The 14,365-nt window shown below is 60.7% G+C and carries 14 protein-coding genes; all 14 read left to right on the top strand.

Features of this window, described 5'->3' with window-relative positions; all coding sequences use genetic code 11:
• Positions 1-24 precede the first annotated feature (24 nt).
• The 14 genes from cpaB to osmF all read left to right on the top strand — a co-directional run bounded on the left by cpaB (position 25) and on the right by osmF (position 14,358).
• Positions 25-996, top strand: a complete 972-nt coding sequence (gene cpaB, locus DFP86_RS07320; protein ID WP_133679685.1) for a Flp pilus assembly protein CpaB — start codon at positions 25-27, stop codon at positions 994-996.
• A 13-nt stretch (positions 997-1,009) separates the two neighbouring features.
• Positions 1,010-2,914, top strand: coding sequence for a pilus assembly protein N-terminal domain-containing protein (locus tag DFP86_RS07315; RefSeq protein ID WP_208108255.1), 1,905 nt, complete (start codon positions 1,010-1,012; stop codon positions 2,912-2,914).
• Positions 2,915-2,929: 15 nt separating this feature from the next.
• The gene (locus tag DFP86_RS07310; RefSeq protein ID WP_166642186.1) at positions 2,930-3,349 is read left to right on the top strand and encodes a CpaD family pilus assembly lipoprotein; all 420 of its coding nucleotides are present in this window, start codon (positions 2,930-2,932) and stop codon (positions 3,347-3,349) included.
• Positions 3,346-4,593 (top strand): CpaE/TadZ family protein, encoded by a 1,248-nt coding sequence (locus tag DFP86_RS07305; protein WP_133679683.1) that lies wholly within the window; start codon positions 3,346-3,348, stop codon positions 4,591-4,593. Before DFP86_RS07310 ends, DFP86_RS07305 begins: the two co-directional genes overlap by 4 nt.
• Before the next feature lie 3 nt (positions 4,594-4,596).
• The gene (locus DFP86_RS07300) at positions 4,597-6,045 is read left to right on the top strand and encodes a TadA family conjugal transfer-associated ATPase (RefSeq protein WP_133679682.1); all 1,449 of its coding nucleotides are present in this window, start codon (positions 4,597-4,599) and stop codon (positions 6,043-6,045) included.
• Positions 6,042-6,323 carry a hypothetical protein gene (locus DFP86_RS07295; protein ID WP_133679680.1) on the top strand — a complete coding sequence of 94 codons (282 nt, stop codon included), beginning with the start codon at positions 6,042-6,044 and terminating at the stop codon, positions 6,321-6,323. Before DFP86_RS07300 ends, DFP86_RS07295 begins: the two co-directional genes overlap by 4 nt.
• Before the next feature lie 5 nt (positions 6,324-6,328).
• Entirely contained in the window at positions 6,329-7,306 is a 978-nt protein-coding gene (locus DFP86_RS07290) for a type II secretion system F family protein (protein ID WP_166642185.1), read from the top strand.
• Between the two features lie 4 nt (positions 7,307-7,310).
• Positions 7,311-8,249 (top strand): type II secretion system F family protein, encoded by a 939-nt coding sequence (locus tag DFP86_RS07285; RefSeq protein ID WP_133679676.1) that lies wholly within the window; start codon positions 7,311-7,313, stop codon positions 8,247-8,249.
• Complete coding sequence (locus DFP86_RS07280; RefSeq protein ID WP_133679674.1) at positions 8,249-9,067, top strand: tetratricopeptide repeat protein; 819 nt, start codon at positions 8,249-8,251, stop codon at positions 9,065-9,067. Before DFP86_RS07285 ends, DFP86_RS07280 begins: the two co-directional genes overlap by 1 nt.
• A complete protein-coding gene (locus tag DFP86_RS07275) occupies positions 9,064-9,609 on the top strand; it encodes a TadE/TadG family type IV pilus assembly protein (protein ID WP_133679672.1) in 546 nt (181 codons plus the stop codon). Before DFP86_RS07280 ends, DFP86_RS07275 begins: the two co-directional genes overlap by 4 nt.
• On the top strand, positions 9,606-10,196 hold the full coding sequence (locus DFP86_RS07270; protein WP_133679670.1) for a TadE/TadG family type IV pilus assembly protein: 591 nt from the start codon (positions 9,606-9,608) through the stop codon (positions 10,194-10,196). The genes DFP86_RS07275 and DFP86_RS07270 overlap by 4 nt, the downstream gene beginning before the upstream one ends.
• 8 nt (positions 10,197-10,204) lie before the next feature.
• Complete coding sequence (locus DFP86_RS07265) at positions 10,205-11,716, top strand: TadE/TadG family type IV pilus assembly protein (protein ID WP_133679668.1); 1,512 nt, start codon at positions 10,205-10,207, stop codon at positions 11,714-11,716.
• A gap of 77 nt (positions 11,717-11,793) precedes the next feature.
• Positions 11,794-13,209, top strand: a complete 1,416-nt coding sequence (locus DFP86_RS07260; protein WP_133679666.1) for a basic amino acid/polyamine antiporter — start codon at positions 11,794-11,796, stop codon at positions 13,207-13,209.
• A 225-nt stretch (positions 13,210-13,434) separates the two neighbouring features.
• Positions 13,435-14,358, top strand: a complete 924-nt coding sequence (gene osmF / locus DFP86_RS07255) for a glycine betaine ABC transporter substrate-binding protein OsmF (protein WP_133679664.1) — start codon at positions 13,435-13,437, stop codon at positions 14,356-14,358.
• The last annotated feature ends 7 nt before the right edge of the window (positions 14,359-14,365 follow it).

Genomic DNA, 14,365 nt, shown 5'->3' with positions numbered 1-14,365 from the left:
CTTCCATGTTGGGTTAAAAAACGAATGAAATCCTCCCAGAAAAATATTCTGCTCCTGCTGATACTGGCGGTCGTCGCCGCCATCGGCGTTCGCATTTTTATGGCCAACAACGCCGCGCATCAGGTCGCGGCACCGGTCAAGGTGCTGGTTGCGCACAGCGATTTGACTATCGGCACGCTGCTGCGGCAAAGCGATTTGAGCTGGAAGGAAATTCCCGCCAGCGAATTGCCCAAAAACGCCGTCGAACAAAGCAGCGACACGGCCAAAACCATGAGTGGCGCGCTGCTACGCAATGCGGTCAAGGAAGGCGATCCGATTTTGAGTACCGATGTGATCAGCCCGAATGCGCCTGAATTCCTGGCCGCCGCATTGGCACCGGGGATGCGCGCCGTGTCGGTGGCGATTACCGATGTCTCCGGCAATGCCGGTCTGATCCAGCCGGGCGACCGCGTCGATCTGTTGCTGACGCAGAACCTGCGTGACGAAAAATCGCCGGCGCATTCGGTGGTAGCCGAAACCATAGCCACCGATCTACGGGTGATTGCGGTCGGCTCCAGTTTCCAACGCCCGAAGGAGGGCGATAGCCAGCAGGCCAATCTGCAAGCGCGCACCATCACCTTCGAAGTCACGCCGATCGCCGCGCAGGCGGTGACCGTGGCTTCCCATCTCGGCGATCTGTCGTTGGCGCTGAAGAGCTTCGCCAAGACCTCCGCCGATGGCAATGCCAGCGCCCCAATGCAGCAAGCGCAAAAGAAATGGAGCTCTTCCGCGCCGTCGGATGGCCCGATCTGGGCTGGCGATATTTCGCAAGCAGTACGCGCCGAACCGAAGGAAAAGCCGGCGGCTGCGCCCGCGGCACCTGCTAACCGGGCGCCGTCGGCGACCGGTGGTTCCGTGCGCGTGTTGCGCGGCTCGACCGAAGGGACGGCGACGCCGACAGCGGCATTACCGCTGGCGATGCCGATTGGCAATTCTGCTCCAACCAAACTGCAATAAGCGGGTACTCCTCATGTTCGCAAAGAAAAACATTCCGCTCACGACCGCGTCTCTTTGTCTGGGGCTCTTTAGCGCGATGACTGCCGCGCATGCCGAGCCCGTCGGTTCCAGCGCGGGCGCAGCGTCAGCCCCCACGGCAACCATCAAGTCCGTGCCAGCCGCCAAGGCGGCTAGCCAGAGCGAAGCGATTTCCGCCTCGTTCAAGAAGCCGATTGTGTTGCCGGTGGGTAAGAAGACGGCCTCCGAGGGCGCTGCGGCGTCGAGCAAGGTGCGTAAGCCCGGTGCCAAGGGTGCCGTCAAAACCAATAAGGCCGCGTCGGCACCGAGCGATGCGCATGCCAAGACCGATAGCAGCGGTGCAGTCGCGCAGAGTGGGCCGATCAAATCCATTGGCGGCGGGATGAACAACGCGAGTGCCCCCACACAGGCTAAGAGCGCCGGCAAACTGGCAAAGGGCCAGGGCGGCAAAATGGGAAAGATTCAGGACTTGGCGGATGGCCCGAACCCGAATCCGCTGCCGTTCGATGTGTCGAGCGGCAAGGGCAAGGGCAAGGCCGGCAGCAAGATGGTGCCTGCCCGCCTGGCGGCGCGCTCGCTGCCTTTCGGCATGGGCGCCGGCATGCAGCAAGCCGAGCTCGACGAGGACGGCAATTTGAGCCTGGCCGTCGGTACCGGCAAGCTGCTGCACCTGCCTGGCGTCGCGCGCACGGTGTTCGTGTCGGATCCCAATGTCGCCGACGTGCAAGTGCCGAACGCCAACGAAGTGTTCGTGTTGGGCAAGAAGGTCGGTACGACCACGGTGTTCGCCTTGGATGGCGCCGGCCTGCCGCTATTGCAGCGTAGTGTGGTGGTCAGCCATAACGTGGCCGAGCTGCAAAAGGTGCTGACGCAACGCTTCCCCAGCCTGCATCTGGATCTGAAGTCCGCGCCGGGTTCGCTGATGGTGAGCGGCACGGTCAACCGCGCCGAAGATATCGCGGCGATCACGGAAACGCTCAAACCGTATATCGGCGACAAGGAAAACCTGGTCAATCGCCTCAGTCTGAATAGCCCGACCCAGGTCAACCTGCATGTACGCATGGTCGAAGTCAGTCGTACCGTGTTGCAGCAGATCGGCGTCAACTGGTCCGCGCTGGGGCAGAACGCGGGATTGTTCAGTGGCCGGGCTGCCTTCAAGCCCGGCTCACTCGGACAGCCAGATACTGCATTTTTGCCGGCTAATTCGGGGTTCATGGGCCTTCTGCGCGACAGCAATGGCCGCGGCACTTCCGTGATCGATATGTTGGATCGCGAAAGCCTGCTAACCACCCTGGCCGAGCCAAACTTGACGACCATCTCCGGCGAACCGGCCAGCTTCCTGGCGGGTGGCGAGTATCCGATTCCGGTGCCGCAAGGCGGCGATAGCAACACCATCACCGTGCAATACAAGGATTTTGGTGTCGGTCTGAAGTTCACCCCGACGGTACAGGCCAGCGACCGCATCACGCTGAAGGTCAACCCGGAAGTCAGTGAGTTGGATCCCGCCAACAGCATCACCCTCCTGGGCACCACAATTCCGGCGCTGACCGTACGGCGCCTGGATACTACGGTGGAATTGGCCAGCGGCCAGAGCCTGGTGCTCGGTGGCTTGTTGCAAGATAACTCGCGCGACGTGTTGTCGCAGATGCCGGGCCTTGGGCGTCTGCCGGTGTTGGGCAAATTGTTCTCCTCGACCGACTATCAACACAACAAGACCGAATTGGTGGTGATCGTGACGCCGTACCTGGTGCGCCCGGTCGGCCCCGGCACGCTGCAGACGCCGCTGGATAGTCTGATCAATCCGAGCGATGTCGAAGGCGCGTTGCAGCGGCAAGCCAAGCTGGACCCCTACGATAGCGCGACGCCGCATTTGGCCGGCAATAGCGGTCACGTTTACTGATTCCGGAGGCGCATCATGATTTCATCCCGACTTTTTTTCCGCCTGCTGACGCTGGCCGCGCCGCTGATGCTGACGGCTTGTGCTTACGACACCTCCATCGTCAATCAGACCGCACATATGCCCGATGCCACGGTGATCACGGTACGCGATGGCCAGGCCATCGGCCCGGACTGCAACAAGCTGGAAGACGAGCCCTACCTGAACAATGGTTGGTTGCAGGCCGTGCATCGGCCGGAGGTTGCCTTCGGTTGTGCCACCTACAACAACCTGGCGCGCATGATCGCCAATCCGCAGGACCTGGTCGATCCGAAGCGCTATCCCGGACCGGGGGCGACCAACAGCGGCGCGGCGGTGCAGCGTTATTACGATGACAAGGTCAAGGCGCCGACGACGGGCGGTTCGACCACGACCGCTGTCAGCGGGGGCGGGCAATGAGCCTGCTGGACTCACTGGGGCTGACCGATAGCAAGAAGGCGCCGCAGCCGCATGCCGAATTCCTGGCGGTGATCAGCGATGAGCAGAATGCCGCCACCATGCGGGCGTTCTTGTCGCATCGCATGCAGCCCAATGCCTTGGTGATGCGCGGCAAGGTGGCGCATGCCATCGCCTTTCTGCGCCGCGCCGAGCGTCCGCCGGCACAACTGCTGGTCGACGTCTCCGACGTCGACGCGCCGCTGTCGGTGCTCGCTCAGTTGGCCGAGGTTTGTGACCCATCGATCGAGGTATATGTACTCGGCAGCAAAAACGACGTCGGCTTGTATCGCAATCTGTTGCAACTGGGGGTGCGCGACTATCTGGTCAAACCGCTGACCTCGGATTTGTTGACCGCTACGCTGGGCGACGCTTCTTCGCCCAGCGCCGCCGAAGCGTTGCAACGCGCGCGCACCGGCAAGGTTCTTAGCTTCGTCGGTGCGCGTGGCGGCGTCGGCGTATCGACGGTGTGCACCCATTTGGCGCGCCACTTGGCCGAGGTGATGCAGCGTCGGGTGGCGTTGATCGATCTGAATCTATACGGCGGCGCGGTCAATGTGATTTTGGGACAACAGACCAACCAAGGCTTGGTCGATGTGCTGCAAAACGTGCATCACCTGGATCAGGCCTATCTGGAGCGCACCATGGTGCGCGCCAGTGCGCGCCTGTTCGTGCTGTCCGGCGAACTGGACTATCAAGACCGCTTCGCCATCCCGGAAGGCCATTTGGCCGATCTGCTCAAGCTCTTGAAACAGCATTTCCACTATGTGCTGATCGATGCCTCCCGGCCTGGGGCCGGGCTCCCGCAATTGACCGAGGAGGCGCTGGATCAGTCGCGCGAAGTTTATTTGATGGCCGACCGTACCGTGCATGCCGCGCGCATGGTGACCCGGCTGACCCGGCACGTGCTGGCGCGCGAGAGCGAGCCCGCGGTGTCGGTATTGCTCAATCAGACCGGGCCGACCAACGCCGCCATGGTGAGTGTTGAGGACTTTGGCCGCGCCACACAGCGCCCGGTGGCACTGGAGCTGCCTTTCGACGCCTCGAATCTAACGCTATCGCAAAACCTGGGTGAGCCGGTCAAGCCGCAATCGCCGTTTGGCAAGGCCATTGCGCGTCTGGCCGACAGCTTGAGCGGTGTGCAGCAAAAAGCCGAGAGTGCGCAACTGTGGGGCGGCGGCACGAAAGTCCGCCGGATGGTGCGTTAAGCCATGTTTGGACGAAAACTGAATGCCGGCGAGGCCGAGAAGGCGCGCCACTACGCGGTGACACCGCATCCGACGCATGGTCAGCCTCACGCGGCCACGTCGAGTCCGGCACCCACCGAGAGTGCACCCGCCGAGGTCAAAGCACCCGCGCAAGAGCGCCAAGCGACTGGCCGCAAAGAGGCGCAGGACCAACTGGTGCGCATGCCGGAGTTCCAGCAGATCCGTTCGATCGTCTTGGGGTCGATGAACGCCTCGGTGGCGGTGACCAAAACGCGTGAACAGGTCAAGACCGACATCGAACGCGTGGTGGCCGAACTGATCACCCGCGAGCGCATGCGTTTCAACAGCCAGGATCAGGTACGGATCGTCGAGGAAATGCTGAACGATATGTTCGGCGTCGGGCCGATCGAACCGCTGCTGGCGGACGATACCGTGACCGATATCCTGGTCAACGGCCCGGATCAGATCTACGTCGAACGTCATGGCCGACTGGAACTGGTGTCGCAGAAGTTCCGCGACAACACCCACGTGGTGAACGTGGCGCAGCGGATCGCCGCTTCGGTCGGCCGTCGGGTCGACGAAAGCAGCCCAATGGTCGACGCCCGTCTGGCCGATGGCAGCCGGGTCAACGTGGTAGTACCGCCGCTGGCTATCGACGGCGCCTGTATCGCTATTCGTAAGTTTTCCAAACGCAACATCACGCTAGCGCGCATGGCGCAACAGAGGAATATGTCGGCGGCCATGTCGCGTTTGCTGGAGGTCGCCTCGGCCTGCCGGCTGAACGTGGTGATCTCCGGCGGTACCGGTTCGGGTAAGACCACGTTGCTGAATGCGCTGTCACAGCACATCAGCGTGCGCGAACGCATCATCACTATCGAGGACGCGGCGGAATTGCAACTGCAACAGCCGCATGTGGTGCGTCTGGAAACCCGGCCGGAAAACGCCGAGGGTATGGGGCAGGTCTCGCAGCGCGACCTGGTGAAGAACGCGCTGCGGATGCGCCCCGACCGCATCATTCTGGGTGAAACCCGGGGCTCGGAAGCCTTCGACGTCTTGCAGGCAATGAACACCGGCCACGATGGTTCGATGACCACGGTGCACGCCAATACCCCGCGCGATGCCATCACCCGTCTGGAAAGTATGGTGATGATGTCGCACGGCAGTTTGCCGCTCAGTTCGATCCGTCGCCAGATTTCCAGCGCCGTCAATTTGATCGTGCAGGTCGAGCGTATGCGCGACGGTATGCGCCGCATCACCTACATCACCGAACTGGTTGGTATGGAAGGCGAGGTCATCATCACCCAGGATCTCTTCCGCTTCCAGCTCGACGCCAAACATCAGGGCGACGAGGTGGTGGGCAGTTTCGATAGCTCGCGCATGCGCCCGGCCTTTATGGCGCGCGCCGCCTATTACGGCTTGCAGGATGTGCTGATGGAGATCATGCAGCAATGAAGGCCATGATGCTCGATGTGTGGACTGCCCTGATTTTTTTCGGCGTGTTGCTGGCGGGGGGGCTGCTGATCTGGCGACAAGCCAGGCGTAGCCACGCGTCCGCGGGGCGGCTGAATCTCGATACGTCCCCATGCGTGCAAGCCGAATCGCAATTGGTGGAGGATCTCGCGCCATTGCCTTCGCGCGCATCAAAAAGCTGGTGCCAATGGCCGGCTTTCAAGCCGCGTAAGAGCTACTGGTGGCTGCTGGATCTGTTGATAAGGGCCATGTCTCAATGAATTCAATGATGATCAATCTGTGGACCGCGCTGACTTTCTTCGGCGCCCTGCTGGTGGGGTTCGTGGTGATCCGGCTGCGTGAGCAGCAAGACAACACGCCGGCCAACCGGGTGCGCGGTCACCTCAATACCATGTTGGGTCTGGATGAAGCCCCCAAGGCGGCGCCCGAGCCGGCGCCGGAAAGCAACGCCGCCTTGTTCGGCGACCTGCGGCGCGGCGAGAGCCCGATCGCCGCCTGGCTGGCGGAACGACGCGAACGGCTGCTGACCGTCAGCGGCGGCAAGCCGCAGATTTTCGTGGCGGTGGTGCTGACGCTGGCTGTGGTGCTGGGCCTGTGCCTAGCCTGGTTGTTGCCGCTGTCGACTTGGGGTTGGCCCGTGCTGTTGCTGATCGATCCGGTGTTGCTGCTGATGTTCTGTTATCGCTGGATGATCGGGCGTTACCAAAAGCGCTTTCTGAAACAGTTTCCCGACGCGCTGGATCTGATCATCCGCGCGGTGCGTGCCGGGGTGCCGGCCAATCAGGCCATCACCGCCGCCGGCAAGGAGTTCGATGCACCCTTGGGCACCGAGTTTTGCTTGATGGGGGATGCGCTGCAGTTGGGGGTCGATCTGCAGGAGGTGCTGAACGAGGCCGAGGCGCGTATCGAGGTGCCCGACTTCTCCTTCTTTTGCGTTTGCCTATTGTTGCAGCGCGAAACCGGCGGCCAGCTGACCGAGACCTTGGAAAACCTGGCGCAGATCATTCGCGTGCGTTGCGATATGGGCATGAAGGCGCGCGCGTTGACCGGCGAAGCGCGTGCAGCCAGTAAGGTGATCGGGGTGATCCCGTTCTTGGTGATGGGCATGCTCTGGTACATCAATCCCGACTACATCCTGCCGCTGTTCGTCACGGCCTCGGGCCTGGTGATCTTAAAACTTGCCATTGTACTGGTGGCCGGAGGCCTGTTCCTCATCAGTCATTTGTCGAATCTGAAGGTCTAACGCTATGTCATTCACCCTGAACGATATCTTGTTGGCGGTGCTGGTCTGGGTGGCTGCGCTGCTGTATTTGCGCCAGCGCATGAAACCCGATGGCCGGCGCATCAGCGAACGTTTGCAACAGGTGGTCAACGATGCGGTGGAAATCAAACCGGATCGCGTCGATACCGACGACGCCGAGCAGCCGGCGCTGACTCAATTCCTGATGCAACTGGGAAACAAGCTGCCGTTGTTCAGCGCGCAACAACAGAGAAACATGGCCAAGATGCTAGTGCGCGGCGGCTGGCGCTCGCCGATGGCGGTGCCGGTGCTGATCGGTAGCAAGCTGGCTTGTGGCGGTTGTCTGGCGCTGTTGTCGCTCTTGTCCACGCTGCCGGAAAAATACAACTCCATGACCGCCCATTCGCTGCTTTTCCTGGGGATGTTCATGCTGGGCATGATTCTGCCGGAACTGTATGCGCAAAACGTCGGTACTCACCGTCAAGAGAAAATCGAACATGCCTTGCCGGATGCGCTGGACTTGATGGTGATCTGTACTAATGCCGGTTATAGCCTGGGCAACAGCTTGCTGCGTGCGTCGCGCGAGCTGGAAAAAATCTGCCCGCCGCTTGCCGACGAGTTTTCGGTGACCCAAGGCGAGTTGCAATTGAGCGGCGATGTGGGCGAGGCCTTACGCCATCTCGGCGAGCGCGTCGGCAGCCTGTCGTTGCGTAGCCTGGTGGTGACCTTGCTGCAGTCGCAGCAGTACGGCACGCCGATTTCCCAAGCGCTGCGCCAATTAGCCAAGTCGGAGCGCACCGCGCGCATGATGCGGCTGGAAGAGCGCGCCGCCAAGTTGTCGACCAAGATCACCATACCGATGGTTTTGATGATTCTTCCCGCCGTGGTGTTGATCGCCGCCGGGCCGGCAATCATGAACCTCATGGCCATGACGGGGCATCAATAATGAATACACCGAGATTTTTTCGTACCCTGCGACTGCCGCTAGTGTTGGCCAGTCTGGGGCTGATGACCGCCTGTGCACAGGCGCCGCTCAACGTGACGCCGGTCAGCCGGATTGGCGGGCGCCCGGGGGATACCGAGCAACGCTTGGCGGATGGCGCGCTGCAAAGCGGCAGCCTGGATATGGCGCAGTCGCTCTACCAGAAAATGCTGGAAAAAGATCCCAACTCGCCGGATGCCCTGGCCGGCATGGGAGAGGCGCTGTTCCAGAGTAATGAGTTGCAACGCGCGCAGCTGACCTTCGAGCAACTGGCGCGCGTAGTGCCGAACAGCGATGTGGCCGAGATCGGATTGGCGCGGGTGGCGATCCGGCAGCACGACCTCGATCAGGCCATTGCCCATTATCAAATCGTCCTCAAACGCTCACCGGACGATCTGCGCGCCATGACGGGGCTGGGTGTGGCCTACGACCTGCAAGGTCATTACAAGCTGGCGCAACAGACTTATACGCAAGGGCTGATGATGCATCCGGAGGATCTGGGCTTGCGCAACGATCTGGGCCTGTCCTTGATTCTGTCGCGCCAGTATCGGGCCGGCATCGCCGAATTGATGAAGATCGTCGATACCCCATCGGCGCCGGCGCAGACCAAGCAGAACCTGGCGCTGGGCTATGGCCTGCTGGGCAATACCGATGCCGCCGAACGGGTGTTGAAGATGGAATTGCCGGAGGCTCAGGTACAACGCAATCTGCAGTTCTACCAAACCGTCCGCGAACGCCTGGCCAACAGCGCCGCGCAGTCGAACAAAGAGGTTCGCCCATGAAGGCATTCTGGCGCAATCAGCGCGGGGTGGCGGCGTTGGAGTTCGCGCTGATCTTTCCGTTTCTGCTGGTGGTCACGGTGGGGGCGATCGACGTCGCCCTGGAAACCTTCATGGACGCTGCGCTGGATCGAGGCGCTTCCGCGGCATCGCGTATCGGCGTGACCGTGGTGGTGCCGGCGGGCGTCGATCGCGATCAGGCGATCTACAACGCGATCTGGGGCACGGTCGGCCAATTTCTGCAGAGCCCGTCGCAATTGACGGTGTCGACCATGACCTATCCGAATTACAGCAGCATCGGCCAGCCCGAACCGTGCGGCGACGACTCGTATGCCAAGACCGGCACCTGTACCGGCCCTTTTACCGATATCAACGGCAACGGTCATTGGGATCGCGACATGGGCGCCAGTGGAGCGGGGGGCTACGGCGCTATCGTGCGCTACCAGGTCAAGATCACGCGCCCGACCTTCACCGGGATTCCCGCCTTTTTGAATATCAAGCAGTACAGTCTGCAACGCACCATCGTGGTACAGAACGAGTCATGAATCCATTTCTTCGCACATTCATCGCCGATCGCCGGGGCGTCGCCACGCTGGAACTGGTGATCTGGCTGCCGATCTACTTGCTACTGCTATTGGGCATGGTCGAGGCGTACGAATACTGCCGCACCGCCAGCGTGATCGACCGTACCGCCTATTCGCTCGGCAATCTGGTGGCGGAAAAGGCCGTGCTGATCGACAACGCCAGCGGTACCGATAGCAACGATATCGGCGTGTTCTGGAGCGTTGCGCCGCAAGTGGCGCAGCCGTTGGATATCCAGCATCGGGGAACGGTGATTGTCACGGTGGTCAAGGATGGCGGCGGCGCTTCGCCCACGCCGGTCATTGCCTGGCAGCGCAAGCCCAGTTGGGGGGCGGGGGACGTCAGCCGCGTCGCCCCTGGCAATCCGCTGCCGGCGGGGTTCTCTTTTAATAAAGACGACAACACCGTGATCGTCGAAGTGTTCTACCACTTCAGTCCGTTCAATGCCGCGCGCACTTTTTGGCCCTCGGCACCGGTCAATCAGGTGTTTTACCGGCGCGTGTACTTCCGTCCGCGTTTCCAGAACATCGACACCTTGCAAGCTCCGTAGGATCGACAATGCGTAACAACCTCTTTTTCAATGACCGCGGTCTGGTTTCCATGACCTTCGTGCTGAGCACCGGTGGACTGTTGCTGGCCTTGATGGGTGCCATCGACGTCATGCGCTGGGCCACGGTACAGGGACGGCTACAAGATGCCATGGATGCGGCCGTATTGGCCGGCGGACGCAATCTGAGCAACCTTTCCACCAACCCGACGCCGGATCAGCTGGCGGCCTGGAAGGTCGACGCCATGGGCTATTTCACCGCCAATCTGCCGACCGACTACATGGGCAGCATCCTGGATCCTAAGGATGTCCAGATCGATGTCAGCTATGCGCCGGCCAGTGCTAACGCGCCGTCGCATCAGACCATCAGCATGCATGCCACCGGCAAACTGCCGCTATTGGTGTCGGGCTTTATGGTCAGAAAAGACTTGCCGGTAGCGGGCTCTAACGAAGCCATCCGCATCCCGAAAAACAATCTCGAACTCTCGCTGGTGCTCGACAACACCGGTTCGATGAACGATGCGATCAGCGGCGGCGCGAGCAAGATGTCGGCGCTCAAAGGCGCGGCCACTTCCTTGATCGACGATCTGCAGTCGGGATCGGCGAGCGGCTCCAGCGTCAACATCGGCATCGTGCCGTTTACCTATACGGTCAAGGTTCGCGACGCCAACGGCGATGTGCCCTTCAACTGGCTCAACAATTCGCTGCCGTTCGGCAGTAGTTGGGCCGGCTGCATGACCGAGCCGCGCACAGGCGGTCAGTTGTCGCGACCGCCTGCCCTCCTTAACCCGTCAAGTCGACCGTTCTCGGCTTATTACGATACCAACGTGAGCCGTTACAGCTGGTACGGCCGGATCATGTATCGCGACTTTGCACAGAGTGGTTGCACGCGTACGCCGACGACCTTCTTGACGTCGGATACCTCGACGCTCAAGAGCAGCATCAATTCGATGACGCCGAACGGCGGGACCAATATCGCCTCCGGCGTATTGTGGGGATGGCGCATGCTGGCGCCGAGCTGGCGCAACGCCAACACGGCACTCGGCTGGGGTAGCCCGACCTTGCCGCAAGACAGCACCGCCTATTTGACCAAAGCGATGATCATCATCACCGACGGTGTCAACGATCCGCCCGGCTACGACACTTTCAATTCGCCCGGTACCGGTCAGTTGACGACCTATAGCGGCGAAATCGTCAGTCAAAGCGCCCAGGATGTGATCGGCAACTATGCCGCCAATTATCAGCCGTACGGTCCCTACTATCCGCACGCGTATTCGGGGGTCGACCCGCGTACTACCGCGTCGCTGAATTCGCTGACCTTGGCGGCCTGTAACGCGGCCAAAGCGCAGGGTATCAAGATCTGGGCGATCGCCTTCGGCAATTGGTCCGACGTCTCGGCCTCGATGCCGATGCTGCAGAGCTGTGTGAGCGAGCAGGCTTATTTCGCGCCGAGCAATGCGGATTTGAAGAAATACTTTCAAAGCATCGCCGGGCAATTAAGCCAGTTGAGGTTGACCAAATAAATTAAAGAGCAGAGCGGTGCGAGCCGCTGGTTGTGTGGTGCGGGCCGGGACGCCGGTTCGAGAGCGAAGGGTAGACAATGGAAAACGAAAAGCAGCTTGGATTATTTTCGCTGGTATCACTGATCGTCGGCGCCATCATCGGCAGCGGCATTTTCAGTTTGCCGCAAAACATGGCCCAGGGCGCCGGCGCAGGCGCCATGTTGATTGCCTGGGGGATTACCTTTGTCGGGATGTTTGCGCTATCCCAGACGTTTCAGTGGCTGTCGACCAACGCGCCGGAAATCGAGGATGGCCTGTACGGTTACGCTAAACACGGTTTCGGCGAATACCTGGGCTTCAATGCGGCTTGGGGGTATTGGGTTTCGGTGTGGATCGGCAACGCCGGTTACTTGGTGGTGATGTTCAGCGCATTGGGTGCCTTCCCGATGTTCTCGATTTTCGGCAATGGCACTACCCCGGCGGCCATTGTGTGCGAAATCGCCATTCTATGGATGTTGCATCTGATGGTGTTGCAAGGCGTGCGTTCCGCGGCGTTGATCAATACCTTGGTGACGGTGGCGAAAATCGTACCGCTTGGCTTGTTCATTCTGTGCGTGGTGCTGGCCTTCAATGTCCATACCTTCAACCGTGACTTCTGGGGCACCCCGGCGCTGGGCAGCGTGATGGAGCAGGTGAAGTCGACCATGCTGTTCACGGTCTGGGTGTTCCTGGGTATCGAGAGTGCGGCGATCTACGCCTCGCGCGCCAAGAAAATGGCGGACGTCGGCCGGGCGACGCTGATCGGTTTCGCGCTGACCATGGTGCTGCTGGTGTGCGTATCGGTGCTGTCGCTGGGCGTCATCCCGCAAAGCGAACTGGCGCATATGAAGAACCCGTCCATGGCCTGGGTGTTGGCCCGGGTACTGGGTCCGGTCGGTGCCGACATCATCAATATCAGCCTGATTGTGGCGGTCGGCGGCGCCTTGTTGGCCTGGACCATGCTGGGGGGCGAAATGCTGTACCTGGCCAGCCGCGGCGACGACAACACCATTCCGGCGATCTTCGGTCACGTCAACGACAACGGCGCGCCGACGCATGCGATGACGCTGACCAACGTCGCCATCACGGTGATGCTGATTCTCACCTACTTCAATGAGAATGGTTATAACGCGCTGGTGCAGCTGTCGACCTCGATGGCATTGATTCCTTATCTATTGTGTGCCGGTTTTGGTTTGCGTTTGTCGAACCAGATGCCATCGGCCAGTTTCATGGCGCGTATGCTCAACCTGGTCGCCGTTTGCTATGGCTTATGGTTGATCTATGCCGCGGGTCTGAAATATCTGATGTTGTCGATGGTGTTGTATGCGCCGGGTTTGCTGTTTTTCGCTCGCGCCAAGCTGGCGCGTAGCGACAAGCTGTTCGATAACAGTTTCGAGAGTGGTGTGTGCATGTTGATCGTGGTGTTGGGGATTCTGGCCGGTGCTCTGGTGTTCGCGGGCGGTTTGTCTCTCTGATTTCCGTCGTAACGCTCGCGGCGCCTCTCCTGCCGCGAGCGTTCTCTCTATATATACCTCTATCGTGTCCCACGATCGGCCAACTGCGGCGTAAGCGTTGCATGCCCCCCTGTTGTTGCTTATGCTTAACCCACTGTCATGATATGGCCACCGCCTCGGCGATGATTAGTGCGCGTGGCCTAGTCGGCGCCAACGATTTCAGTCCCCTTTTGCAAAGGAATCCCTATGACGAGATTGCAGCGCTGGCAGCCGCGCCGCCTGCTGTTGGCTCTTTTGTTTGTCGGCTCGGCGGCCCAGGCTGCCGACACCATTACCGTCGGCTCCAAGATCGATACCGAAGGCGCGTTGTTGGGTAATATCATTTTGAAGGTACTCCAAGCCCACGGAGTGAATACCGTCAACAAACTACAGATCGGCAATACCCAGGTGGTACGCAAGGGCCTGATTGCCGGTCAGATCGATATCTACCCCGAATACACCGGCAACGGCGCCTTTTTCTTCAATGTCGAGAAAGACCCGGCTTGGAAAAACGCACAAGCCGGCTACGACAGAGTCAAGTCGCTCGACTGGCGCGTCAACCGCATTGTCTGGCTCGACCCGGCACCGGCCAACAATACCTGGGCGATCGCGGTACGACAGGATTTGGCGCAGAGCCGGCATTTGAAGAGCCTGGCCGATCTTGGCCGCTATCTGAAGTCGGGCGGTGTTTTTAAGCTGGCAGCTTCGGCCGAATTTATCGAGCGGCCGGATGCATTGCCGGCTTTCCAGCAGGCTTATGGTTTCACGCTGAAACCGGATCAATTGCTGTCGTTGGCCGGCGGCGACACGGCGGTGACCATCAAAGCGGCCGCCGAGAAGACCTCGGGCGTCAATGCCGCCATGGCCTACGGTACCGACGGCCCCTTGGCGGCGTTGGGCCTGGTGGTGCTCGAAGACGTCAAGGGCGTTCAGCCGATCTATGCGCCGACGCCGATCATCCGCGAAGCGGCCTTGGCTCGGCAGCCAAAAATCCGCGATTGGCTGCGCCCGGTGTTCCAGTCGCTGACCGGCCCGACCCTGCAAAGCCTCAATGCCAAGATCGCTTTGGATGGCCAGGATGCCGGTCGCGTGGCGGCCGACTACCTGAAGGCCCGCGGATTCGTGAAATGAACGGCCG

The organism is Paludibacterium purpuratum (genome assembly GCF_004363805.1).
Classification (GTDB): domain Bacteria; phylum Pseudomonadota; class Gammaproteobacteria; order Burkholderiales; family Chromobacteriaceae; genus Paludibacterium; species Paludibacterium purpuratum.
This window is presented reverse-complemented; position numbering and strand designations above follow the sequence as displayed.